The sequence below is a fragment of the Chryseobacterium taiwanense genome, from assembly GCF_000813825.1.
Classification (GTDB): domain Bacteria; phylum Bacteroidota; class Bacteroidia; order Flavobacteriales; family Weeksellaceae; genus Chryseobacterium; species Chryseobacterium taiwanense.
Genome location: NZ_JWTA01000001.1, coordinates 162,059 through 186,657, shown reverse-complemented (window position 1 = coordinate 186,657; position 24,599 = coordinate 162,059). Strand labels below are relative to the sequence as shown.

Here is a 24,599-nt window from a genome sequence, read left to right as displayed (position 1 = left end):
ACAAAAGGCACAAAAGATTTTATCGTTTATCATTGAGCTAAAAAAGAACGCCAAAGCTTTTAAAAATCTTTAATTTTTATTCTTTTGAGAGCTTTCACTCTCTGATAGTATTTGTATAAATATCTTTTGTGGTTAATTTAATAAAAAACCTCCACCAAAGACAATAGGTGGAGGTCAACAAAAAATAGGATATGCTACTTAAGATTTAGTTTTTAATCACTTTTTGCTGATAGACTGCTTTATCGGTTTTTGCAACTAGGAGATACATTCCTTTAGGAAGCATACTCACCTTTACCTGTCCATTGCTGAACTGTACATTAACCAATTTACCAGACATATCATACATAGAAATGTTTAAAACTTTCTCTTGAGTATGAATATTCAGAATATCAGTCACCGGATTCGGATAGATGCTGAATTCTAATTTTTTCACTTCAGTAGTTGCCAACACAGAAGTTGTAGTTGCGATTGTTATTATTTTTTCAACCAGTTTTCCGTTTGAATTAAAACTTACAACAATATCTGATGTTCCGTTTGCCAGCGGAGTGATTACCAGTTCGTCATTTGCATTAATTACTGCAGAGACAATACTAGAATTACTGTTTGATTTTACTGTTTTCACGATTGCTGCCGATAAGTTATCCGTATCGGAAATTTCGTTTTTCAAATCTATTGTTGTTACAGAATTAGCACTTACTTGTGAAGGAAGCGTGTTCTTAATCGTAGGCAATGTATTATCCGGGAATACTGCCATCGCAGGGAACCAGTAGTAATCATTTAAAGATTTTGTATTGGTGATCGCTCCTGTATTACTGTCATACGTATGGATCCAGTTTTTCTGATAATGTGCTCCGTAACCGCTTTCTGTTGTATTCACAATGATTTCATCAGTTACAGGATTTACTCTCAATCCTGCTCCGTAAGGAATCTGCTTGTACGTTCCTGTTTGTCCTGGAAGTACACCAAAACTTTCGTTAAAGGTTTTATTCGTTACATCAAATTTTACAATCTGAATTCCTGAAACGAAACTGTTGACAGAATTGATCCAGTATAAGGTATTGTTCTGATTACTTGCCGTAAAGCTTCCCGCATTCCAAGCTCCCCAAGATCCTAGATACTTTGTCGTAGGAATATTGTAAGTGGTCGTTACAAAAGTTGATGTATTGATATTTACCAACTTCTGATCCTGAATTGCCCAAACACTTCCGTCCTTCGCCTGAACCACTGAATGATAAGCTCCGGCAATCGTTGCAACCACCATGTCTGTATTTGGGTTAATGACCAAAATTCCTGTAGTCTGTTTTACCGCAAATACATATTGAGAGGTTCTAATCATATTTCCGATCTGTCCTGCATAAGCACTTCCCCCTCCCGTTGTAGGAATTAAAGTTCCAACCGTCATATTATCTATATCAAAAGTAAAAACTCCTGTAGAAGCTCCGATATATCCTTTGTGTTCGTTTACTCCAACAAAAGATCTTCCGTCTCCTCCACCGATCGTATTAAATCCTACAATTTTCTGCATTGTCTGAGCATTGGCAACAACTAATCTTCCACCAGGAGTATATTGCGTATCTCCTCCATCTGCTGCTTGTTTTGAAATAAAATAAAATTTATCTCCATAAATAGTTCCGTATTGGGTAGTTGCACCAAAAGCGTGATTGTTATTAGCATTGCTGTAGACTCTGTAGTTTACATTTCCATTGCTATCGATGAAATTTACAGAACCGTTGGTATGACCAAACCATTCTTCATTTACCATGAAATATCCACTTGTAAAGTTAGTTGAAGCCACATAAGGTGAAACCGGAGTAAAAGTAGTAGCAATAGGTTCAGAATTGAATGACGGATTATAATTCCAAACGTCATAAGAACCGTTGACCAACGTTCTTCCTGTTGCCCCAACTCCCGAATATCCGAAATCCGGATCGGTAGGATCTTTTACCCAATACGACCAATATCCGTTGGTTGTCCATCCCGATTGCCAGTGATCATTAGCATCTGCAGCTGTATAATCATCAAAATCGTAAGAAGTAGTATTGACAATTCCTCCAACCGGATAATAAGGGTACGTTGTATTTCCACTTTTATAAAGAGCATTGGTTCCGGTTCCGTTTAAATCAAAACCTAAACCTCCGATAGCTGTTCCAAATTGGGTTCCCTGATAAAGCAGAGAGAAGAATCGGTGATCTGCACTGGCAATTGCTTTCAGCATATCTTCACCGGTTGCCGTTCCGTTCCATCTGAATCCCCAAACCAAAGCATCAGGATTTTTGCTGTCGTTCCATTGTACGACAAAAGCTGCTTCGTTGGTTCCAGTTCCTACCCAATACTGGATATCGGAAAAGTTGATGGTCGCAGCATTTTTAGCTGTCAGATTCTTATTACCGGAATTCTGTTGAATGTCATTTCGGGGGACTCCCTGTACTTTTATCTGGGCATTCGTAAAAAATGCGAACAGAAAAAGTATTGTTAAAAGGTAAAACTTTTTCATTTTTTGAGGTATTATAAATATTTTGATTGTTGAATTTTAATTAAAATGCAGGTCATAAGCTCCAGCAACTTCCGTAGAAACTTCGCCCAGCCATCCCGCTTCCTGATTCGTTCCTGTATAGACTTTCACAAAATCAATTCCCGGAAGTTTTACATATTTTCCGTTTCTGTCAACCGCCCACGAAATATCAATATTCGAGGCTTCATCATTATTCGGAGCATTGTCTGCATATCCGAAATCATAGGATTTCCCAACCCAATAAGCGCCCGTTCCGCTTTGATCATAAAAATTGTTCAGAAGTTTTGTTCCAGTAAGCGCGTAAGAAGTCCCCGAAAGCCACTGTGGATAGTAACTTTGAGCATGGAAGGTATTCTTCGTTTTATATCCTGAATTCCCCAGATTATCTTCCCATTTCAGATATTCTACATCGGTTTGCCAAAACTCACTTCCGGGAACGGGCGTTTTGTTTTCATTGGGTTTATAATAAGTGATGGTGTAATTTTTTACAGTTGTGTTTTTAAAATATTCGCTTCCCGCGATTTCGTACCATTCGTCTTCATCGGGCTTTCCATTTTTATTACGGTCATAGGCAACCATGATGATTCCCGGTTCGCAAGATCCTGAACGGGGTTGATTGGCATCATTTCCCCAAAATGCATTTCCAAGGATTTTAAAATCTCTTCCCTCCATATTCGGAATGGTATGATCGAAGCCAAAAGTCACATATCCTCCGAAACCTCCCAAAGAGATCATAGAAGAGTTCTCTCCTACCAGAGAAGCTTTAGCTTTTTGAAGCATTTTATCCGAAGTATCCCCGTTTATATATTCAGGAATTTCATTCATGAACTGACCAACCGCCGGACGGAAATCGAAAACATTAGAAATATATTTACTGAAATTTCCTGCTTCATGGTTAACGATAATTTTTGAATTGTACGTTTTGGTACTTCCGTTGGATTCAATCTTTAAGGTAAGAGGATAAGTCTTCACTACCGGACTGATAAATTCTAATTGAGAGTCCTGAGAAATAATAGAATCATTGATGCTCCAGGTAAAATTTCCGCCAACTTTAGGATCTATATTCAATACTTTAAAACGGTCGATCGTATAGGATTCTTTCAGACCCATAAATTCGGAATCATCTTCATCATTATCACTTTTACAGGCTACGACTGCACTCGCAAAAGCAAGTGAAGCAAAAGTTATTTTTAAGAATTTTGTTGTATTTCGTTTCATATTTCAATGCTGGTTATTTGTATAAAAAGGAGAAATGCGCAGGGATATTCCCGCCTTCGGTTTTCCATTTAAAATGTCCGTATTTATCGAAGCAATAGACATATCCTGTCGACACATAGTTTCTGGCATCGGTAAGGTAAATATCTTCTGTAATGGGATTTACGGCAATTCCGTAAGGTGATTTTATAGCATCCACATATTCCTGATCAATAATCTTATTGGAAATGATTTGTTCCGTTTTCACATCTATAATTCCAAAAGTTTTTGTGTAGGTATGGGTGTTATAATTGAATTCGTTTCCGTAGTAATACAGCTTGTCGTTTACGATCGTCATTTCACTTACAGAGACATGAAAATCTTTTTTGATTGCTCCGGTGGCTGCATCCACTAAATATAAGCTTGAAGGAACGGTATAATAATCCCCTCTCGAGCTTACATACAGATCTCCGTAATTATCTTTTTTAAGACGGTGAAGATTAATGGCAACGTCTATTTTTTTGGTTTCGGTGAAAGAAGTAAGATCGATGACAGAAACAGTTTTATCATAATTCGGAACCATATACCCTCCGGAATTGGCAACGAATAACTGATTCCCCACAATATCCATTTCTTCCGGCTGATAACCTACCGTCACTTCACGTTGTATAGAAAGGGAAACAGTATCGATTTCCACCACTTTTCCTTTCGGTGCATTAGGATTGATGTCAACCGGACCCGCATAACTACTTGCATACATTTTTCCGTTTTTGAACACCATGTATCTGCAATTCTGCAATGGAATGGTCTTGATACGCTTTGTAGTTTTGGCATCCATAACCTCAATCTTGTTGGATACATTCACGACCACATACAATTTGCTTCCGTAGATCTGAATATCATTTCCTACATCACCCAACTCCTTTACCACAGTCGGGTTGATCTCTGCATAAATATTCCGGTGATAGGTTCCTGTTGTATAGTCAAAGAAATCAAGCGTACATTTGTTGCTTCCCATATTTCCTTCGTTCAGCACATAGAATCCTTTGATTGCTGTATTTTCCGGTTGTGCAAGACCTGCCACAACTTCTTCACGCGGAATGTATTCATCCGTTCTACAAGACATTAATGAAAACAAGGCAATGATCAGCAGATAAAAATTTAATTTTTTCATAATGTAAAGCTTACAATCAGTTTAAAATTTCTTCCGGGCATCGGGTAATTATTGACCACATCATAATATTGGTTCAGCACATTGTTTACTTCAAAACTTGCTTTAATGAAATGTTCACCCCATTTTATTTTTCTCTGAACAGAAAGATCATGAGTGTACCAAGGCTGGATATGATTGAACTGGATATTATTCTGCTGCCCGTCGTAACGCTCTCCTACATACATAAAACTGTAGTTGAAACTCCAGTCTTTATAATCTGCCATCATGACAAAATTTCCGCTGTGCCACGGTGTGTAGGGAATCTGATCTCCGAAATAAGATTCAAGTCTGTCCGAAAAATCTCTTGCACTCTGAAAAGTATAGTTGATCTGTGGCTTCAAAGTCACCTTGCCTAGCTCAAGATTGGCCTGAACATGAACATCGGTTCCTATAATTTCAACATCCCCGAGATTGATCATCGGCCAACGGAAAAGACTTCCTGTAGGAAAAGCAACTATTTTATCTTCTACTTTATTAAAATAACCATCGGCTTTGGCATAGAGTAGTTTTAAGATTCCACTCTTAAATTGCTTTTCATACGTAAAACCTACATCATACTGATTAGTAAATTCAGGTTTAAGCGCAACATTACCGATAACCGTATAATACAGATCATTGAAAGTCGGCATCCTGAAAATCCTTTTGTAAAAAGCTCTGACCGTAAAATCTTTGGCTTTAAAAGGATTATAAGAAAGAAAAGCAGCAGGTGTCCATTCCCTTTTATCAGGAGATTTAGAATTGATTTCCACCTCTTCATGTACAAAAGTTCCCAGAATACTCCCAAGGAATTTTAATCTTCCGATCTGATATCTTGTTGCAAACGCAACCAGAGAAGTATAGCGTACCGGATAAGAAAAATTATAAAGATCCGCATCCAGCGTATTATACTGAAAATCGGCACTTGCACTTACATCCCAATCTTTAGTGATCGAATACAAATTGGAAGAAGAAACATAGAGTTCCTTCTGAATATAGGTATTACGAACCGGATAAGCCGTTTCCTTAGAAAGCGTATCGGCATAAAAAGTATAATCGTAAGCAAATTTTGCCTTCAGCTGAGTTTCGAATTTGGGGAATATTTTTTTTCTGATACTTCCTTGAACAAAATAGTTCTCATCCGTAAGACGCTGTCCGCGACCTCCGAAACGGTTGTTAACAATCGCAGCCGGAATTCCCCTGTCAGACAGATATCCATATCCTCTTACAGACCATTCGCCGTCTTTCATTTTTCCGTTGAGGGCGGTTTCAAAACGTTTAGATTTTATATCAGAGTCAAATCTTTTGGCGATCGTATCATTCGCAACGGCACCGTCAGGATATTTCTTTTTATATCTGAATTTATAAATACCGTCACTCTGAAGAAATTCGGAACTGAAGCTTGCCGAAATTTGATCTGAAATTTTCTGCTCTAAACGGAAAGAAGGGTTAAAAAGATCGATCGAACTGTTTTTAAACTTAACAACCAGATTCGTCTTTCTGTTCCCTTTGAAGCTGGGAATCTTAGGCTGCAAATAAATCGACCCCGAAGAACCGAAATCGGTTGCCGGCTGAAAAATTTCACTTTTCTGACCATTATACAGAGAAATCTCTTCCAGATCATCCAGAGAAAATCTTCCCAGATCCACGATACCGTTTTGAGCATTACCGATTCTTATCCCGTCATAGAAAACCCCGACATGCTGACTTCCCATACTCCGGATATTGATCGTTTTCAGCCCGCCGATTCCTCCGTAGTCCTTGATCTGAACTCCGGCAAAATAACGCAGTGCATCGGCTACAGACTGGCTGTTCAGTCTTTCAAGCTGTTCTCCTGCCAATGTCTGGGCGGGAAGAAGTTCTTTAAAGTTCTTTTTCTGAAGATGTACGGGAACAATCGACTGTTCCTTCACCGTATCTTTTTTAGATTGTGAAAATATAAGAGATGATGTTAACACAAAAACTGCGAAAACAACCTTCTGAAGTTGAGATGTAAAAAATGTTGTCACCATTAGCTCATTTCGAATAATGATGACGCTAATGGATATAAGAATACAACGACAAAGTACAGCTGTATACTGCACAGAATCAATGATGTCCTAAGCTTTATTCCACGAAAGCGTCAAACGTTAAATCTTCTGGCAGGTCTTCTGACTTACTCCGTTTTTGAAATCCTTCCCATTAAAAAACAGTGGATATACTTATCAAAAACTTGTTTTGTGGAGCTTACAGCAGCGGGTCTGTTCCGGATTTTCACCGGATTCCCTTTTAAGCGCTTTTTATGGCTCACCAGATTGCGGCAAAGATAGAAAATAAATCACAGCATCAAAATTAAATTTAACACTATGATTTTCAATTAAATAAACATAAATCTTAATTTGCTTTATTCTCTTTTTTAACGCAAAGACTTTATTTCTGTTCTGGATATTTTGAGGGAGCAAAGAATGAATCCATTTAAAATGGATTCGATGAAGCGTACACAATAGACATAGCTTCATCAAACAGCATCGCTGTTTCTCTTTGCTCACTTCAATAAAAAGACCTTTAAATAAAATCTTTGCGTTTAAAATAATTCAGCCAGATCTCAATTTTCCCTATAAAGCACTTCCTCCGTATTGGGCAAAACTTCATCAAACTGTTTATTCCGTTCATCCTGAAATAATTCAGCTAAATCCCGATATTCAGGAAAACACTGAAACGCGACTTCGCTTCAATATCCCCTCCCGCCAAATGTGAATACGCAGGAAGCATCAATTCACTTCCCAGACTGAATTTTTTATAGGAAGCCTCAAATCCCAATTTCCCATACAAAGCACTTCCTGCTGTATTGGGCAAAACCTCATCAAACTGTTTATTCCGGTCATACACTTCACCCTGCAAACCCGCTTTTCCGGAGAAGATCATTCTATCATTTCCAAAGAGCTGATAAAATCCTGTTGCCGCATAATTCCACTGGTTTCCGAAACGGTAATATTTTTTATTTTCAGTTTTTACCGTGTAATCCGTATTTAGCAAAACAGCGACTTTATTTTTCTGAAATTTATAGTTCAGCACCATCTGATAATCCCAGCTTCCCGTTCCCAGCTGAAAACTCGGATTGACACCCGAAATTCCCTTCTCATCAAATTTTCCAAACGGAACTTTCACCCCAACTCCACCGTTCAGCTGGTGAATATTCTCTTTTGAATTCAGAAACTGATAAATCCCCATCAGGTTCAGGTCTCCGATTCCGCTGATATTGATATTGCCCTGCAAGGTTTTCTTTTCATGAAAATGAAACGGCAGACTTGCATACACGCTCAGTTTTTTCGTCACAGGAATTTTACCCCAAAGCTGAATGGTATTGAAATACTGATCCTGTGTTAAGTCTTTTACAAACAGATTTTCCTTCGCTTTGTAATGCTGGGCAAAATATTTGATCCCCACAAACTGGGGATTCAGTAAAGATTCAAAACCGGACGAGCCGTTTCCTGCGGCACAACCACAGGCATCACAGTCATCAAAAACCATAGGATTAAAAGGATGGGAAATATAAAGGCTGTCATTCATTGCTTTAGCCTGAAATAGATTCAATAGCAATAAGCTTATCATTAAAAATATCTTCTTCATTTATTCTGCAAATTTGGGGTTAGAGATAAAATTTTTATCCGAAAGCGTTTTCAGAAAAGCAATGATTAATTGTTTTTCCTGTGTGGTCATGGCAATTCCCAGATGTCCGTTCTGTTTCAGCTGCGGATCAAGATTTGCGTTGTCTTCTACATTATCTGAGTAGAAATTAAGAACCGCATCCAACGTGTAAAATCTTCCGTCATGCATATAAGGCGCCGTATATTCTATATTTCGTAAACTTGGTACCCGGAATTTCATCCAGTCATTCTGATCAAGCGTTACGCGGTAACGTCCTGCATCTTTAAACTGTGTATTGTAATACATTCCCGTATTTCTGAAGCTTTCATCCGTAAACAGCTCTCCACTGTGACAGGAAGCACATTTCTGCTGAAATAAACTCATTCCCTGTGCTTCTTCTGAAGAGAAACTTTCTTTTCCCTGTTTTACCCTGTCATATCTGGAGTCTGCGGAGATCATGGCAGCCATAAACTGAGATAATGCTTTCAGCACTCTTTCTCCTGTAATGGTCTCATCCCCATAAGCCGCTTTAAAGAGTTTTTTATACTTGGCATCCGAACTCAATTTTGATACTACTTCCGGCATCGAGCTATCCATCTCATCTTCATTGGTGATCGGGATGATCGGCTGTTCATTCAGGTTATGAATCACTCCGTCCCACATATATCTTTTTAAAAAAGCCATATTCTGAACCGGTGGTGCATTCCGTATGCCTATTCTGTCGTCTATTCCGTGGCTCACGGTGTGTCCGTGATGGGTAAAAGCGTTTTCCTGAATATGACAGAAGCCACAGGAAATGGTATTGTTCCGCGAAAGTCTTCCTTCGTAGAATAGCTTTCTCCCCAGCTCCACTCCGTTTTTTGTGATAGGATTTCCCGAAGTGTCAAAGGTCATTTCCGGAAAGTAAGAAGGAAACGAGAGATTGTACGCCTCATCTTTTTCCAACGGTTCCATCACCTCATCTGAACACGATATAAAACTTAGAAAGAATAAGAGCAATAAACCTGTTTTCATTATTTTAATCATTGTGAACGTGATCTACTTTAAACATTTTCGTTAGATTATTCGTCACATTCACTAAATGTTGGTTAGAACCCATCATCATATCATTCGCAGAGCTTAAAACCAACGGAGTTTCTCCACTCAGATATTGATTAAGATCGGCCAAAATATGAACAGAAGGGGTAATCTGACCGGTTACTCTGGCTGTTGTCGGAAGACTCAACGTAATTTCCCGGTAAAGATCCGGAGTTCCGTTGGCCGTTACATTTCCCATATTTCCGGTATGGTTCATGAATTCTGTATCGGGAGAAGTTGTTCCGAACTTTCCTTCCAGTTTTACGAAAACATATCCTGCCGCCCATGACCACGACATTCCTTTTTGTTTGGCTTTATTCCAAAACTCGGCCTGTCCGTCCTGTCCTAGCAAATAAGCATTCTGGCTGATTCCCAACCCGAATTTTACTTTTTTATAATTGTTCTTGGGAACTTCATTGAGATTAACGTAGATAATTCCTGCAACGGCATCATCCTGATCGATAATGAAGGCGCCTTTATCGGGATTATTTTCATTATACTTAAATTCGTTTCCGTTTTCATCGATCAGACTGATATTACTGATCACATATTTTATATTGGAAAACTGATGCTTTTGTCCTTGTGAAGACGTTTGTATCGTCTGATTCAAAACAATATCCCCAAGATTATTAAACCCATTCTCAAATTTGAGCTGAAGATTTCCTTTTGTATCTGTGGATGAATCGTCTTCATCGTTGCTACGGCAGGAGATAAAAGTGAGAAAAGTAAAGACAATAAGGGATAATGACAAAAATTTATAGATTTTCATTGTTGATTTTTTAAGTTGAAATTTTTAATAGAAAGTAAGTTGAATGAAAAATCATTCATGTATAACCACAAAAGTCACAAAAGCTTTTTTACTCAAGCATATAATATTTTAAGTAAAAAGATGCTACTGATTAAGCACACTGAAGTTTTAAGAAAATCAAAGATTTTCTTTTTTTTGTGAGCTTTTATCTTTAATAGATAAGCTTAGAAACGAATTATTAACAAGGCTATAAAAGCTTTTGTATCTTTTGTGGTTACAAAAAATTAAACAACCGGAGGTCTGAAAATGTGTTGTAAAAACAGAAAGGAATACGCGGTTTCGTAAAGAAAATCAGAATTTGAAAAGAAAGCGCTTTCTGTCGGGTCGATTTCGGTAATTTCAGGAAGAACATAAATATCCAGTAATTTCTGTCCTGAGTTTTTTGTTTTATTTAAAGGGGAAGAATCCGTATCATTCGTTATCGCAATTTCTTTGCCCAGGTAACATTTTCCGTTACAGTGAAGCTCAGGATTACTTTTATTGATACATAATACTTCAGAGATATAATCATAATTTACAGCATATTCCACCAGTGGAATCAGGGGCCTGAATACCACAAATAAAGTGAGAAATATGCTGCAAATTAAGTTCATTCAATCATTATTTTTTGCTGATCGCTTCTTCGTATCTTCTGCTGATTTCCTTCCAGTTCGTTACGTTCCAGATCGCTGTCAAATAATCTGCTCTTTTGTTCTGATATTTCAGATAATAAGCGTGTTCCCAAACATCAATTCCGAAAATCGGGGTTCCTTTTTCTTCCACTACATCCATCAAAGGATTGTCCTGATTTGGGGTTGACGAAACGAATAATTTTCCGCTTTTATCCACAGATAACCAAGCCCATCCTGAACCAAAACGGTCTGCTCCTGCTTTGCTCATCTTTTCTTTAAATGCCTCCATACTTCCGAAAGCATCATTGATGGCTTTTGCCAATTTTGCAGAGGGTTGTGTATTTTTTTCAGGGGTTAAAACCGTCCAGAATAATTCGTGGTTGTAGTGACCTCCTGCATTATTTCTCACCGCAGGTGGCAATTTTGAAACATTCGACATAATCTGAAACAGGGTCTGCTTCTCCTGTGGCGTTCCTGCAATGGCTTTATTCAAATTTGACACATACGCTGCTGCATGTTTTGAATAGTGAATTTCCATTGTTTGCGCATCAATATTTCCTTCCAACGCATTATAAGCGTACGGTAAAGCCGTCTGCTTAAACTGTCCAAACGCAAACTGCGCCGCAAATACTGCACTTAAAGCAGCAATTTTCATAATCTTCATAACGTTTTGTTTTTAGGTGTTTGTTATTACTTTAATAGCTTCTTGATATCTTCAATGAGTATTTCTCTATCCGGATGGTATTTCCCCGTCAATTGTGGTGTTTTTCCTTCCGGATCTCCATAGTTGAGCCCTGAGTAATAAAGAATCGGCATATTATCTTTATTGTATCGGCAACGGATATTTCCCTCTTTATCAACAAGAGCAATCATCCCGCTGTGGTTTAAGCTTTCGCCTTCATCTTCTTTATCCCCAACGTAGATATTAAACTGATCTGCCAATTTCCCAATATAATCTCTATCCCCCGTCAGAAAATGCCAGTTCGGAGATTTTACTCCAATTCTTTTCGCATGTTCCTTCAGCAATTCAGGAGTATCATTTGTCGGGTCTATACTAATGGAGACAATTCCAAAATCGGGATTATTGATTTCATCCTCAATCGCTCTCATATTGGTATTCATCACCGGACAAATCGTTGGACATTTACTAAAGAAGAATTCTACCAGATATACTTTTCCAAGCATCTCTTTATTGGTTATTTTCTTATTATTCTGATCCGTCAGCTGAAAATCCGGAACTTTCATTACGGTGTACAGGTTCTTTTTAAAATATCCCATTCCTACACCAATCCCTAAGAAAAGCAAAGCCATAACCGCCAAAGGAATGATTATTTTGTTTTTCGCTTTGACTTTATTTTTATTTTTTGGCATATTTTTCAGGATTCTTTTTGAATTCGTCTCTACAGTAAGCACTGCAAAAACCGTACGTTTTATTTTTATACACTGCCGTATCTTTCATATCTGCTTCTGTCGGCATATTACAAATAGGATCTACAGCATTGGCAAACTTCACTGTTTTTGTACCTGATTTTGCAGACGGAGTTGATTTTTTATGTTTTACTTTAGGCGTTTCCTGAGCACAGGCCATTAATGAAACTGACAATAATGCCGTTAAAATAATTTTTGATTTCATTTTAATTTTAAATTGAAATTAATACTAGTATTGAATGAAAATTGATAGATTTTAAACTAATTCTATTGATTTTGTTTTATTTAAACGCAAAGCCCACTAGGATTTTATAATCCAAAATACTTTTCTTTCGTTCGCAATGGCGTTAACACTTAGCAAATACAGAATACTTGCAAAAACAACAAACTAAGAATTTAGTTTAAAATAAAATTTAAGCTAAAGGAGGATGAAATATTCTGGAGAAATATTCCGAAGTATGAGAATTGATGTAATCCGAATTTGGATTTTTCATGAGAGTTTCCAACTTATCTTTACCAAAAAGTGAAAGAATGTCGTTAGATAAAAATACATCTAATCCAGTGATTTTTATATTTTGATTGTTGTTGGATTGCTTCTCCGTTTTTGCCAATTCTTTTTCAACGTAGCACTTTCCTTTACAGGTTGATTGAGCAACATTTCTGTTTTCACAAAGATTTTTCACGATGTAATCATAATTTACCGCGTAATTAATCAATGGCAAAACCGGACGTATTGCAATCGTGAAAATAATAAATATGGAAATGAAAAACTTCAACAATCAATTCTCTTCTACAAATATACTACTGAATTTTGTTTTTACGATTGATTTATGATGAAAGTCATTTTTCTGATTGATAATACAGATATTTTTTTCTCTCGCACATTTAGCTGATTGCGCAGATGTTTATGTTTTAATTTTTAATAAAAGAAAATATGCGCAATCATCTGCGATATCTGTGCAATCTGCGAGAGATAAATTTAAAATTCCATTCGTTGAATTCTTACAGCATTTAAAATAGCCAATAATGCAACTCCCACATCGGCAAAAACAGCTTCCCACATCGTTGCCAATCCTCCCGCTCCCAAAGCAAGTACAATTGCTTTGATTGCAAAAGCCAAAATAATATTCTGCCAAACTATTTTTTTAGTTTGTTTTCCGATATTGATCGCCATCGGGATTTTACTCGGCATATCATCCTGAATAACTACATCTGCGGTTTCAATCGTTGCATCACTTCCCAATCCGCCCATGGCAATTCCCACATCACTTAAAGCCACAACGGGAGCATCATTCACGCCGTCTCCAACAAAGGCAACGGTTTGATTTTTTGCTTTAATTTCTTTGACTTTATTTACTTTATCTTCAGGCAAAAGATCTCCGTATGCATTCTGAATTCCCAAGGTATCAGCAACGTACTGTACAACGGAGGTTTTGTCGCCACTCAGCATCGTGGTTTTTACGTTTAATGATTTTAATTTATTGATGGTTAATTGCGCATCTTCTTTTATAGAATCTGCTATCGTAAGATATCCTACAAATTTTCTATCATAAGCCACAGCAATTAATGTGTAGACAATATTTTCAGATTTTATGTTGTAATTGATGTTCAATTTATCCATCAGCTTGAAATTTCCAACTAATAGTTCTTTTTCGTTGATGGTTGCTTTTAAGCCGTGTCCTGCACTTTCCTCCACATCTTCCAAGGGAATGGCATGATCGATTTCTCCGACATATTCATGGATTGCCGTTGCAACGGGATGTGAACTTTTACTTTCTAAAGCATTGACTAATTTTAAAATCTCGTCTTTATTAAATTCAGCATTAAAATTTACTTCCTGTACTTTGAAGACACCTTCTGTCATCGTTCCGGTTTTATCCATCACTACATTTTGAACATTTGCCAGAATATCTAAAAAGTTGCTTCCTTTAAATAAAATTCCATTTCTGCTTCCTGCCCCTATTCCACCGAAATATCCCAATGGAATGGAAATCACCAACGCACAAGGACAAGAAATTACCAGAAAGACCAATGCTCTGTACAGCCATGTTTTAAATTGATAGTCTTCAACGAAGAAATACGGTAACAAAGTAATTCCGATAGCCAGAAATACAACAATGGGGGTATAAATTTTTGCAAATTTTCTGATGAATAATTCCGTCGGTGCTTTCTGAGCGGTTGCATTCTGAACCAATTCTAAAATCTTGCTCAGCTTACTGTCTTTGTAAGCGGTCGTTACTTTTACTTGACTAACGGTATTTAAATTAATCATACCGGCTAAAACAGTTTCTCCTTTTTTCTTGGTATCAGGTTTACTTTCACCCGTTAATGCAGAGGTATTGAAAGAAGCGGTTTCGGATAATAATTCTCCGTCTAATCCCAATTTTTCTCCGGATTTCAACTGAATAATTTCACCGATATTTACTTTTTCTGCCTTTACAATTTCAGGTTTTCCACCTTTTAAAACAGTCACCTCATCGGGACGCTGATCGAGTAAAGATTTGATATTGCTTTTCGCTCTGGTCACCGCCATTGCCTGAAAAACCTCACCCACCGAATAGAACAGCATTACCGCAACACCTTCGGGATATTCTCCTATGGCAAAAGCGCCTACGGTTGCGATTCCCATCAGGAAAAATTCAGAGAAAACATCGCCTTTTGTGATACTTTCATACGCTTCTTTTAAAACAGGAAGTCCAACGGGAATATAGGCAACCAAATACCATACTAAACGAATCCAGCCGGCAAACCAATCGGGTTTTATATAATGATCTAAAGCGATCCCTATGAGTAATAACGCAAAAGAGCCCATCGCAGGGAGAAACATCTGAAACACAGATTGATCTCCTGTATCATGAGAATGGCCGTGATCGTGATCATGCCCTTCATGATTGTGGTTGTGCTCTTTTTTGGGTTTTGTGCTACAGCATTCTTCCATAACTTAAAATTTTAATCAAAATTAGAATTAAAGTGAATGCAACACTATTGCAAACTTTCGAGACAGTTTTCACAAATTCCTTTAGTAAAAAGTCTTATTTCATCGATCCTGAAATTGGTCTGCATATTTTCTGGAAAAGAAATATCTTCTTTACAGGTGGTCTGTTTACAAATCTTGCAATAGAAATGAAGATGCCAGTCTTTGTGGGTACTTTCATCGCAACCATCGTCGCAAAGTTTATATTTTGTCGTTGTATTTTCCTGAATGCTATGAACGATTCCCTTTTCTTCAAAGGTTTTCAAAGTTCTGTAGATGGTAGTACGGTCTGCATTTTCAAAATGATTTTCAATTTCAGATAATGACAAAGCTGCTTCCTGAGAACTCAGAAAATCATACACCAAAATCCTCATACTTGTAGGTTTGGTGTTTTTGTCCATTAATTTATTTTCGATATCTACTTTCATTCTACAGGATTTTGATGTTCTTCTCTCAAAGTTAGTTGTTTTTTGAATGCTTTTATCATTAAGCATCTCAGTTTACATCTATTAAATGTTTACTAAAGCAGGCAAAAATATTTCTAAGTTCGTTGCAATACTATTGCAAACTTCAACTACTGATCTTGAATGACGTCCTTTACCCCAATTTTGGGGTTTCAGACGCCTTTATTGGCGTTGTACAACCCCATTTTTGAGGTTCGGAACGCCAAATTATACGTTCGGGACGGCAAAATTGGCGTTACCCAACGTCATTTTTGGGGTCAACAACCTCATAAAAGGGGCTTGGAACGTCAAAAGATACGTCAGGAACCTATCGGATGGGGTTTGGAACGCCAAAAATCAGGTATTTTTTGAAATCTCCGCTCTTTATTAACGCAGAGTTTTATTTTCAATACAAAATAGGTAAAATAAAAAAGCCATCGCAAAAGCAATGGCTTCTCCTCTTTCGAGAAATTTAAAAACTAAACTATAAGTTGGGATTATTCTCTATTTCTTTTTGCGGAATTGAGAATAAGTAATATCTGCTGTTGGCTACGAACGCCGACTGATCTGGGAATGCAAAAATGGTATGTCCTCTCCCGTTCACTGTTTTCACCACTCCATCGGGAGTGGTAATCTGCACCTGAATCGCCTGTCCGCTTGAATTGGTAAACGGTTTTCTCACGACTGTGCCCTGCGTTCTGATAATATCTGATAAAGAGAATCCTTCGCCGAACAATTCTTTTCTTCTTTCAATTAAGACTTCCTTAATGACATCATTTTGTGCTAAAGAGCCTGAATACTGATTGGCATTTCTTGCTGATTTCAATTGATTTAAAACGGTTACGGCATTTGTTACATTACCGTTTCTGGCTTCGGCTTCAGCTTCAATTAAATACATTTCAGCAGCTCTCATGAAAACGATATCAGCAATCAGATTAGCTTTAAATTTAAATTTAGCATATCGTAAAAGCCCTTCTCTTCCAGGATTCCCATCCCATGAAAAGAGAGAATAACGAATATCATTGGTATCAAACAAATCTTTAAAGTAAGGATCAGCCATAAAGCTGTAGTAATAGCTTCCTGAAGACGACACATCTAAAAAGTGAAAAGCATAGCTTTCACCCGACTGTTCCTGCGTTTGTCCGTGTCCCCAAATCCATTCTCCATTACTGATGTCATTGAAACCGTCTTTATATTTTTCGGTTGTCATTAAAGCATAACCATTTCTTGCAATTTTTGCAGAAGCTGCTGCTTTTGTCCAGTCGCCTGTATTTAGGTAAACTCTTGCCAACAATCCATTTACAACAGATCTATCAATTTTATCTTTGTTATTTCTTGAATAGTTTTGAAGTAAATTGTCCGCGTCTGTAAGATCACTTTTAATTAAAGTATAAATTTCTTCGAGACTGGCTTTTTTCTTCCCTACAGAACTTGTCGTTGTTGGTTCTGTATAAATCGGTGCGGTTAACGCTGTTTTATCTTTTAAATAACTGAACTGATAAAAACTCGCGAGATTTAAATAACAAAAAGCCCTCAACGCTTTTGCCTGACCTTTCACCTGGTCTTTCTTTTCCTGACTTCCTTCTGCTGCATCAATTCTTGCAATAACATTATTCATATTATTGATTACAGAATACAAAGAATTCCAGATATAAAGAGGTCTACTTCCTGTATTATTTACCAGATCCGTGAAGGCGTAAGCTCCGGGAAAACCGTATTTATTGGTTAAAACCGCCACATCACTTCCCATCGCATCGCTTGTTCTCAACACTGTTGAATACCCGATATTTGCGTACGTAGTTCCGTCGTTATTAAATTTTGCCCAAGTTCCGTTGATAACCGTTTCTGCGCTTTCTGCCGTTTTGAAAACCTCTTCTTCACTCGCCTGATTGGTTGGAGCTGTCTCCAAATCACTTTCACAACTAATTAAAGACAACGCTGTGATTACTGCAAAAGATATATATTTTAATTTTTTCATTGTTTTCATTTTAAATGTTAAAGAGTTGCCTGTACCCCGAAAGTAATCGTTCTCATCGCAGGATATCTGTAATAGGTTGTTCCATCCAATGTCTGTTCAGGATCCATTCCTTTGTGTTTGTAGAATGTCAGAAGGTTTTCTGCCTGAACATATACTCTGAATTTCTTCAATCCGATTCTTTCAAAATAATCTGATGGAAGAGTATATCCTAAACTCACATTTTTTACTCTCGCATACGTTCCTGAGTATAAAAATCTTGATGACGTCGAAGTCCAGTTATTGGTTGTTGTACTTAATTTCGGAACGTCCGTATAAGGATTTTCAGGCGTCCATCTGTTCAGCATTTCTGAGCTCCATGCTCTCCCCGCCGAACTTCCGTTATGCATCATCATGGTATAATCAGTATCTAAAATTTTTCCTCCGATCGCAAATGATACTAAGGTGGAGAAATCAAAGTTTTTGTATGCTAAACTTGTCGTAATCCCTCCCATTACTTTCGGAAGTGATGAGCCCTGTAATGTTTTCGTTGCTTTTGCATATTCTGAAGTGGTTCCTTCTACGGTATTGCCGCTTGCATCTGTGGTGATGGTTTTCCAAAGCGGATTTCCGTTGTTCGGATCTACTCCTACCCATTCCGGAATATAGAAATCATAGACAGAACCTCCTACCTGCAAGAGTTTGGTTCCGCTTACAATGGAACCTTTTGGAAGTTTGGTGATCTCATTTTTCAGCGTACTTAAGTTCACATCCACATTCCATTCAAAATCTTTTGTTTTGATAGGCGTAGTGAATAATGAAAACTCGAAACCAGTATTTTTAAGCTCTCCAATATTCGCCTGATATTCGCTAAATCCTAATGACGGCGCCAAAGGCATTCCGAATAAAAGGTCTTTACTTTTTCGCTGGAAATATTCTACGTTCCCTTTAATTCTATTATTTAAAATCGCGAATTCAACACCTGCGTTTAAATTGAGATTGGTTTCCCATTTCAGATCCGGAGTTGGTAACTTACTCGCAACCGTTCCTCCTTCTCCTAAGTTATTGTAAAAAGTATACAAACTTTGGTAAGCATAATACGTACTTAGTTTATCATTTCCCTGACCTCCGTAACTTGCACGAAGGGTTAGTTGATTGAAGACATTTAAGTTTTTAATAAAGTCTTCGTTTGATGCTTTCCAAGAACCTCCGACAGACCAGAACGTTCCCCATCTGTTTTCGGGAGAGAATCTTGATGAGCCATCTGATCTCACCGATCCTGAAACAAAGTATCTGTTTTTATAGTCATATTCTGCCTTTCCTAAGAAACTTAGCAATCCTAACGTATCACTATTTCCGGTGAAGCTTCCTAACAACGCTGCTGCATCCGGCTCATAATAATACGGCAATGAGAACTGGCTTCTGCTTCCCGAAATCGTCTGGTATTCGTAATGATAAAATTCCTGCCCACCCAAAATATTGATGTGATGCTGTCCGAATTTTTTATCGTACGTCAAAATATTACTTGTCGTATAAGACAGCGTTCTCGAATTTGTTTTCGTCACCGAACCGCCAATTTCCGCACCTTCTCCCAACAATGGGTTGGTATAATAATGACCATTATAATTCACCAGATCAACTGAAAAGCTCGATCTGAATTTCAATTCCGGTAAGAACGTAAATTCTGCAAATCCTTTTCCTGAGAAGTTGTCTTCTCTGTTTTCGTTTTTATCCAAAGGCAAGGTTGCGGCCGCATTTTCATTCTGCAAAGCACTTGTCGGTCTGTATTTTCCGAAATCATAAATATAATTTCCGCTTCCATCCAGTTTGTAGCTACCATCTGCATTTCTTTCATAGTAAGGATAGAAAGACGGAATGATTCTCGCCGCATTGATCACATTATCCGTTCTAGAATCTGATGAAGGCGGAGCTTCCTGAAGACTGTTTGTGTAGGCTAAATTTGCTCCTACATTCAGCCATTTTTTGACTTCGGAATTGATCTTTAATCTTGTGCTGTATTTCTTAAACCCAGATTCAATCGCGATTCCCTTATCATCCAAATATCCCAAAGAGAAAAAATAATTGCTTTTTTCATTTCCTCCGCTGAAATCCAGATCTACCTGATTTCTGGAAGCAGTTCTCTGCAAAATATCTTTCCAGTTATCATTCCATAAGGCAGTTGCTCCCGGCAAAAGTTTCCCGTCTGTTCCTACAGGTTTCACATAACTTGTCCCATAAGGATTGATTCCCAAAGCGTTTACCAAATTATCAGTTGCCATCTGTGCAGCCTGTTGTGAAGAAACCTGACTTGATGTATATCCGTTTCTCAAGGCTTCCCAATACAATTGAAAGTATTGATCGGTCGTTACCTGCTCGTAATCCTTCACTGCTCTGCTTGAGAAACCCTGGCTTATATTAAAGTTTACTCTTGCTTCGCCTCTTTTTCCGGATTTTGTAGTCACGATAATCACACCGTTTGCTCCTCTGGAACCATACAATGAACTTGCCGTAGCGTCTTTCAGTACACTGATGGATTCGATATCATTCGGACTGATCGAGTTGATGTTCCCATCAAAAGGAATTCCATCTACCACAAATAATGGATTACTCGATGCACTAATAGAACCAATTCCACGGATTCTGATTGAAGCTGTAGAACCCGGCTGTCCCGAAGAACTTACCGCCTGAAGTCCCGGAACCTGTCCTTCCAAGGCTTTTGTTATATTGGTAACAGGTCTGTTATTAATTTTTTCGCTTGAAATAGTAGCTACGGAACCTGTATAACTGGTTTTCTTAGCTTTTCCGTAAGCTACGACAACCACTTCATCTATTTCTTTTTCATGAAGTGTATCTTTTTTTACTTCCTGACCATTCACATTGACCACTCCCAGAAAGAATGCAGCGACTGGCGGAATCCAAACTTTAGAAATCATTAAATTTTTATTAATCATAATTAACTTTATTTGCTATTTATTAAATATTAGCCTTTTATAAAAAAGACAGCAAATAGCATCAATAATCATGATTAACACTTTGCTCATCTTTCCTTTTTCAAGGCTGAATGTAACACCTTACACGATGCAGGTTGTTAAGATTTCACAGGGTCAGTTCCCTCCATCTTTCTTTATAAGCCGTTGCAAATCTAAAAACAAAAAGTCTACAAAACAAGTAGACTTTAAAATTTTAAATATAAATTTTATAAAAATTAACTTAATTTTATTTTAAAACCTACAAAAATAGAGAGTTATAAAAAATGTTAAATTTTTAAATATGATAAATATCATTGAAAATAATGTAATGAATAAAATTCAGTTTTAATTTGGATTGGAAACAAGATTTCTATCGTTATTTTGAGTCGATTTTTGAGTTTTAAGACAGTTCTCGATACATTTTTCTTCATTAAATTCCGAAAAACACTCGAACTGACGTACGATTAATTCAAAAAACTTTTTAATTTTATAGAATGAAAGTTTTAATTGTCAATGGACCTAATCTCAACTTATTAGGAACAAGAGAACCGGAAATTTACGGAACAACTTCAATGGAGGATTATTTGGAAAATTTGAAATCCGAATTTCCTTCTCATGAAATATCTTATTACCAATCGAATATTGAAGGAGAAATCATCAACAGACTTCAAGTAGATGATTTTGATGCATTGGTGATCAATCCGGGAGCTTTTACGCATTATTCTTATGCAATTGCTGACTGTTTAAAAAACATCCAAAAACAGAAAGTGGAAGTTCACATTAGCAATATTTATAAAAGAGAAGAGTTTCGTCAGAAATCCGTGACTGCAACGAATACCGATGCAGTTTTGTCTGGGTTTGGAATGGATGGTTACAGGCTGGCTGTTTTGAGCTTGAAATAAGTAATGTTCTCTCGCTGATCTCACAGATCACGCAGATGTTTGAAAATAATTATATTTTTAATTTGAAGAAGGGAGTAGAAAATGGAAGTTTATATATGCTATTTTGAGTTTGAAATAATCCCCACGGATTTCACAGATCTCTATGCATGTTTATTTTAAAATTAAAAGATTATGCGCAATCATCTGCGAAAATCTGTGAAATCTGCGGGAGTATAAAATAAAAAATCCTCATCAAATGATGAGGATTTTATTTTTAGTTTGTTGTTTGCTCTTGCAACTGAGGTCCTGAAGGAATCAGTTTTTTACCTTCTTCAGTATCACAATACTGTTCAAAGTTTTTGATATATCTTGCAGCTAAGTCTTTTGCTTTTTCTTCCCATTCTGAGGCATCGTTATAAGTATCTCTAGGATCAAGGATACCTTCAGATACGTTTGGTAATGCTGTAGGAATTTCAAGATTCATGATAGGCACCATTGTTTTAGGTGCATTTTCGATAGAACCATCGATAATTGCATCAATAATCGCTCTTGTATCTTTCAGAGAAATTCTTTTTCCTGTACCGTTCCAACCTGTGTTTACCAAGTAAGCTTTTGCACCATGCTCTTTCATTTTTCCGATCAATGTTTTTGAATACATTGTTGGGTGCAATGTTAAGAATGCTTCACCAAATGCCGGAGAGAAAGATGGTTCCGGTTCAGTAATTCCTCTTTCTGTTCCTGCTAATTTTGATGTATATCCGCAAAGGAAGTGGTATTGTGCCTGATCTTCATTCAACACTGAAACCGGAGGCAATACTCCGAACGCGTCTGCAGAAAGGTAAACAATCTTCTTAGCGTGTCCTGCTTTTGAAGGCAAAACAATTTTATTGATATGATAAATCGGATAAGAAACTCTTGTATTCTCAGTGATAGATCCGTCTGTGTAATCAGCAATGCCATCATTTACTACAACGTTTTCTAATAATGCATCTCTTTTGATCGCAGCGAAAATATCCGGTTCTTTTTCAGCAGAAAGGTCGATTACTTTTGCATAGCAACCTCCTTCATAATTGAATACTCCATTGTTATCCCAACCATGCTCATCGTCACCGATCAAATATCTTTTCGGGTCTGCAGATAATGTCGTTTTTCCTGTTCCTGAAAGTCCGAAGAAAAGAGCAACATCTCCTTCTTCTCCTACGTTTGCAGAACAGTGCATAGAAGCCATTCCTTTTAATGGAAGATAGTAGTTCATCATCGCGAACATTCCTTTCTTCATTTCTCCACCGTACCAAGTTCCTCCAATGATCTGAAGTTTTTCAGTAAGGTTGAACATTACGAAGTTTTCAGAATTTAATCCTTGAGCTTCCCAGTTCGGGTTTGTTGTTTTAGAACCATTGATTACAGTGAAATCTGGTTCTCCGAAGTTTTCCAACTCATAGTGAGAAGGACGGATAAACATATTAGTAACGAAATGTGCCTGCCACGCTACTTCAACGATGAACCTTACTTTTAGTCTAGTATCTGTATTTGTTCCACAGAAAGCATCTACTACATAGATCTTTTTCGCACCAGAAAGTTGGTTCAGCACTAAATCTTTACAAGAGGTAAAAATTTCCGGCGTAGTTGGCAAGTTTACTTTACCATCCCAGAAAATTGTTTCTCTTGTAACATCATCCTGAACTATATATCTATCTTTAGGTGAACGACCTGTGAAAATTCCTGTTTTTACCGATACCGCACCAGATTCCGTAAGCTCTGCTTTTTCAAACCCTTGATTATCAGGAGAAACTTCAGCTTGATATAATTCTTCATACGAAGGATTATATATTACTTCATAGTCTCCTTTAATCCCTAATTTTTCTAAATCTTGGATGATTTTAGCGTTTTTCATTTTACTTATATTTTTCTATTTCTTTTTTTGTTTAACAAAATTAATATTAATTAATTGTTAAAAGTGGTCTAAATATAATGATATAAGTCAGAATGGCAAATAAAAAAACAAGTTTATAAAAAACTGTTTATCAATCGATTAAATCGGAATACTCAAAAATTGTGTGAAAACCTTTTCCCCAAAAATAGTCCTTAAAGCCCTCAAATTTTGAGCTCATTACAAAATCTCCACCCCAAGCGCCCAAACTTTTTATAAATATCGGACAATCAGCGAACAACCTCTCTTTAACTGTCGGAATTTCAAGAAAATTAGAAATTCTTTGCTCATGAATCAACATTAGTTGAGAAAAATTTTCCAATTCATTACATACTAAAATATTTCTTGTAAGATTCGAAAATTCGTCAACCAATTTTTGGGACTTTATTTTTGACTTATAAAGATTGATTCCTTCACGGCTATCCTGCTTCTGATTTAAATGAATAAAAATGAGCTCATTTTTAAAAGATGGATCGAAATTCACCTTTTCATATTTAATCTCAGGAACACTCTGAAAAAGGACAGCAGATTTCTCTTTTGCCACCGCAATATCATAACCGCTGCCTCCCAAGCTTATCTTATTTAAATAGAAAGGATCAATCTGTGACCATTCCGCAAGATTAGTCATTAAAGTAGAGCTACTACCCAAACCATAGTCTGCAGGAAACTGAAGGTTGGTCTTTAAATGATAGGTAAAGTTATTTTTGAATTTAATAGTAGAAAGTGCCTGAACGTTTTTTAATGTTTTTAAAATAAATTCAGCACTTGTAGGAATATTGGTTTCCAAGATCTGCCAGTTTTGGTAATCGATGACAGCTTTCAACCATAGTTTGTTTTGATGATAGGCTTCCCAGAAAATCAGGGATTTCTCATCACCTTTTTCTACAAAAGAAAACTCTTGTCCCAGCTTGGTAGGTACCGCTAAGACAAGAGCTCCATCCATTGCGAAATATTCTGAAGTAAGCATTAGCTTTCCCGGTGAAAATATCTCGCCCATGATTT

The 24,599-nt window shown here is 37.1% G+C and carries 19 protein-coding genes and 2 riboswitches; of the genes, 1 reads left to right on the top strand and 18 read right to left on the bottom strand.

All coding sequences use genetic code 11. The features are described 5' to 3' along the window. Nucleotides 1–205: 205 nt before the first annotated feature. The 16 genes from RM51_RS00785 to RM51_RS00705 form a co-directional block, all read right to left on the bottom strand. Nucleotides 206–2,494, bottom strand: coding sequence for a DUF5074 domain-containing protein (locus RM51_RS00785; RefSeq protein ID WP_039363956.1), 2,289 nt, complete (start codon nucleotides 2,492–2,494; stop codon nucleotides 206–208). A gap of 36 nt (nucleotides 2,495–2,530) precedes the next feature. Beyond that, nucleotides 2,531–3,730, bottom strand: a complete 1,200-nt coding sequence (locus tag RM51_RS00780; RefSeq protein ID WP_039363953.1) for a hypothetical protein — start codon at nucleotides 3,728–3,730, stop codon at nucleotides 2,531–2,533. A 13-nt stretch (nucleotides 3,731–3,743) separates the two neighbouring features. Continuing rightward, nucleotides 3,744–4,880, bottom strand: coding sequence for a YncE family protein (locus tag RM51_RS00775; protein WP_039363950.1), 1,137 nt, complete (start codon nucleotides 4,878–4,880; stop codon nucleotides 3,744–3,746). After that, a complete protein-coding gene (locus RM51_RS00770) occupies nucleotides 4,877–6,907 on the bottom strand; it encodes a TonB-dependent receptor plug domain-containing protein (protein ID WP_039363947.1) in 2,031 nt (676 codons plus the stop codon). The genes RM51_RS00775 and RM51_RS00770 overlap by 4 nt, the downstream gene beginning before the upstream one ends. Nucleotides 6,908–7,018: 111 nt before the next feature. After that, nucleotides 7,019–7,204: riboswitch (cobalamin riboswitch) on the bottom strand. A gap of 358 nt (nucleotides 7,205–7,562) precedes the next feature. Next, nucleotides 7,563–8,504 carry a transporter gene (locus tag RM51_RS00765; protein ID WP_039363944.1) on the bottom strand — a complete coding sequence of 314 codons (942 nt, stop codon included), beginning with the start codon at nucleotides 8,502–8,504 and terminating at the stop codon, nucleotides 7,563–7,565. Continuing rightward, nucleotides 8,505–9,536, bottom strand: coding sequence for a cytochrome-c peroxidase (locus RM51_RS00760; protein ID WP_394330990.1), 1,032 nt, complete (start codon nucleotides 9,534–9,536; stop codon nucleotides 8,505–8,507). A gap of 4 nt (nucleotides 9,537–9,540) precedes the next feature. After that, nucleotides 9,541–10,368 carry an MbnP family protein gene (locus RM51_RS00755; protein ID WP_039363938.1) on the bottom strand — a complete coding sequence of 276 codons (828 nt, stop codon included), beginning with the start codon at nucleotides 10,366–10,368 and terminating at the stop codon, nucleotides 9,541–9,543. A 263-nt stretch (nucleotides 10,369–10,631) separates the two neighbouring features. Beyond that, on the bottom strand, nucleotides 10,632–11,000 hold the full coding sequence (locus RM51_RS00750) for a hypothetical protein (RefSeq protein ID WP_052248343.1): 369 nt from the start codon (nucleotides 10,998–11,000) through the stop codon (nucleotides 10,632–10,634). Nucleotides 11,001–11,007: 7 nt separating this feature from the next. Further along, nucleotides 11,008–11,682: a superoxide dismutase gene (locus RM51_RS00745; protein ID WP_039363932.1), complete on the bottom strand. Its 675-nt coding sequence runs from the start codon at nucleotides 11,680–11,682 to the stop codon at nucleotides 11,008–11,010. 26 nt (nucleotides 11,683–11,708) lie between these two features. Next, a complete protein-coding gene (locus RM51_RS00740; protein WP_185094988.1) occupies nucleotides 11,709–12,389 on the bottom strand; it encodes an SCO family protein in 681 nt (226 codons plus the stop codon). Continuing rightward, the gene (locus tag RM51_RS00735) at nucleotides 12,376–12,651 is read right to left on the bottom strand and encodes a YHS domain-containing protein (RefSeq protein ID WP_039363930.1); all 276 of its coding nucleotides are present in this window, start codon (nucleotides 12,649–12,651) and stop codon (nucleotides 12,376–12,378) included. Before RM51_RS00735 ends, RM51_RS00740 begins: the two co-directional genes overlap by 14 nt. 208 nt (nucleotides 12,652–12,859) lie before the next feature. Continuing rightward, nucleotides 12,860–13,222: a hypothetical protein gene (locus tag RM51_RS00730; RefSeq protein ID WP_039363927.1), complete on the bottom strand. Its 363-nt coding sequence runs from the start codon at nucleotides 13,220–13,222 to the stop codon at nucleotides 12,860–12,862. A gap of 203 nt (nucleotides 13,223–13,425) precedes the next feature. Continuing rightward, a complete protein-coding gene (locus RM51_RS00725) occupies nucleotides 13,426–15,075 on the bottom strand; it encodes a heavy metal translocating P-type ATPase (RefSeq protein WP_394330992.1) in 1,650 nt (549 codons plus the stop codon). Nucleotides 15,076–15,428: 353 nt separating this feature from the next. After that, nucleotides 15,429–15,848, bottom strand: coding sequence for a Fur family transcriptional regulator (locus RM51_RS00720; protein ID WP_039364553.1), 420 nt, complete (start codon nucleotides 15,846–15,848; stop codon nucleotides 15,429–15,431). A gap of 499 nt (nucleotides 15,849–16,347) precedes the next feature. After that, complete coding sequence (locus RM51_RS00710) at nucleotides 16,348–17,841, bottom strand: RagB/SusD family nutrient uptake outer membrane protein (RefSeq protein ID WP_039364552.1); 1,494 nt, start codon at nucleotides 17,839–17,841, stop codon at nucleotides 16,348–16,350. A gap of 17 nt (nucleotides 17,842–17,858) precedes the next feature. Then, nucleotides 17,859–20,768, bottom strand: coding sequence for a SusC/RagA family TonB-linked outer membrane protein (locus RM51_RS00705; protein WP_039363918.1), 2,910 nt, complete (start codon nucleotides 20,766–20,768; stop codon nucleotides 17,859–17,861). An 83-nt stretch (nucleotides 20,769–20,851) separates the two neighbouring features. Continuing rightward, nucleotides 20,852–20,950, bottom strand: a riboswitch (SAM riboswitch). Nucleotides 20,951–21,280: 330 nt separating this feature from the next. Here RM51_RS00705 and RM51_RS00700 point away from each other — a divergent pair. Beyond that, on the top strand, nucleotides 21,281–21,688 hold the full coding sequence (locus RM51_RS00700; RefSeq protein WP_039363915.1) for a type II 3-dehydroquinate dehydratase: 408 nt from the start codon (nucleotides 21,281–21,283) through the stop codon (nucleotides 21,686–21,688). A 253-nt stretch (nucleotides 21,689–21,941) separates the two neighbouring features. On the opposite strand, the gene pckA is transcribed toward RM51_RS00700, so the two are convergent. Then, nucleotides 21,942–23,561, bottom strand: coding sequence for a phosphoenolpyruvate carboxykinase (ATP) (gene pckA / locus RM51_RS00695; protein ID WP_039363910.1), 1,620 nt, complete (start codon nucleotides 23,559–23,561; stop codon nucleotides 21,942–21,944). Between the two features lie 130 nt (nucleotides 23,562–23,691). Beyond that, a complete protein-coding gene (locus tag RM51_RS00690; protein WP_039363907.1) occupies nucleotides 23,692–24,594 on the bottom strand; it encodes a GYDIA family GHMP kinase in 903 nt (300 codons plus the stop codon). Nucleotides 24,595–24,599 lie beyond the last annotated feature (5 nt).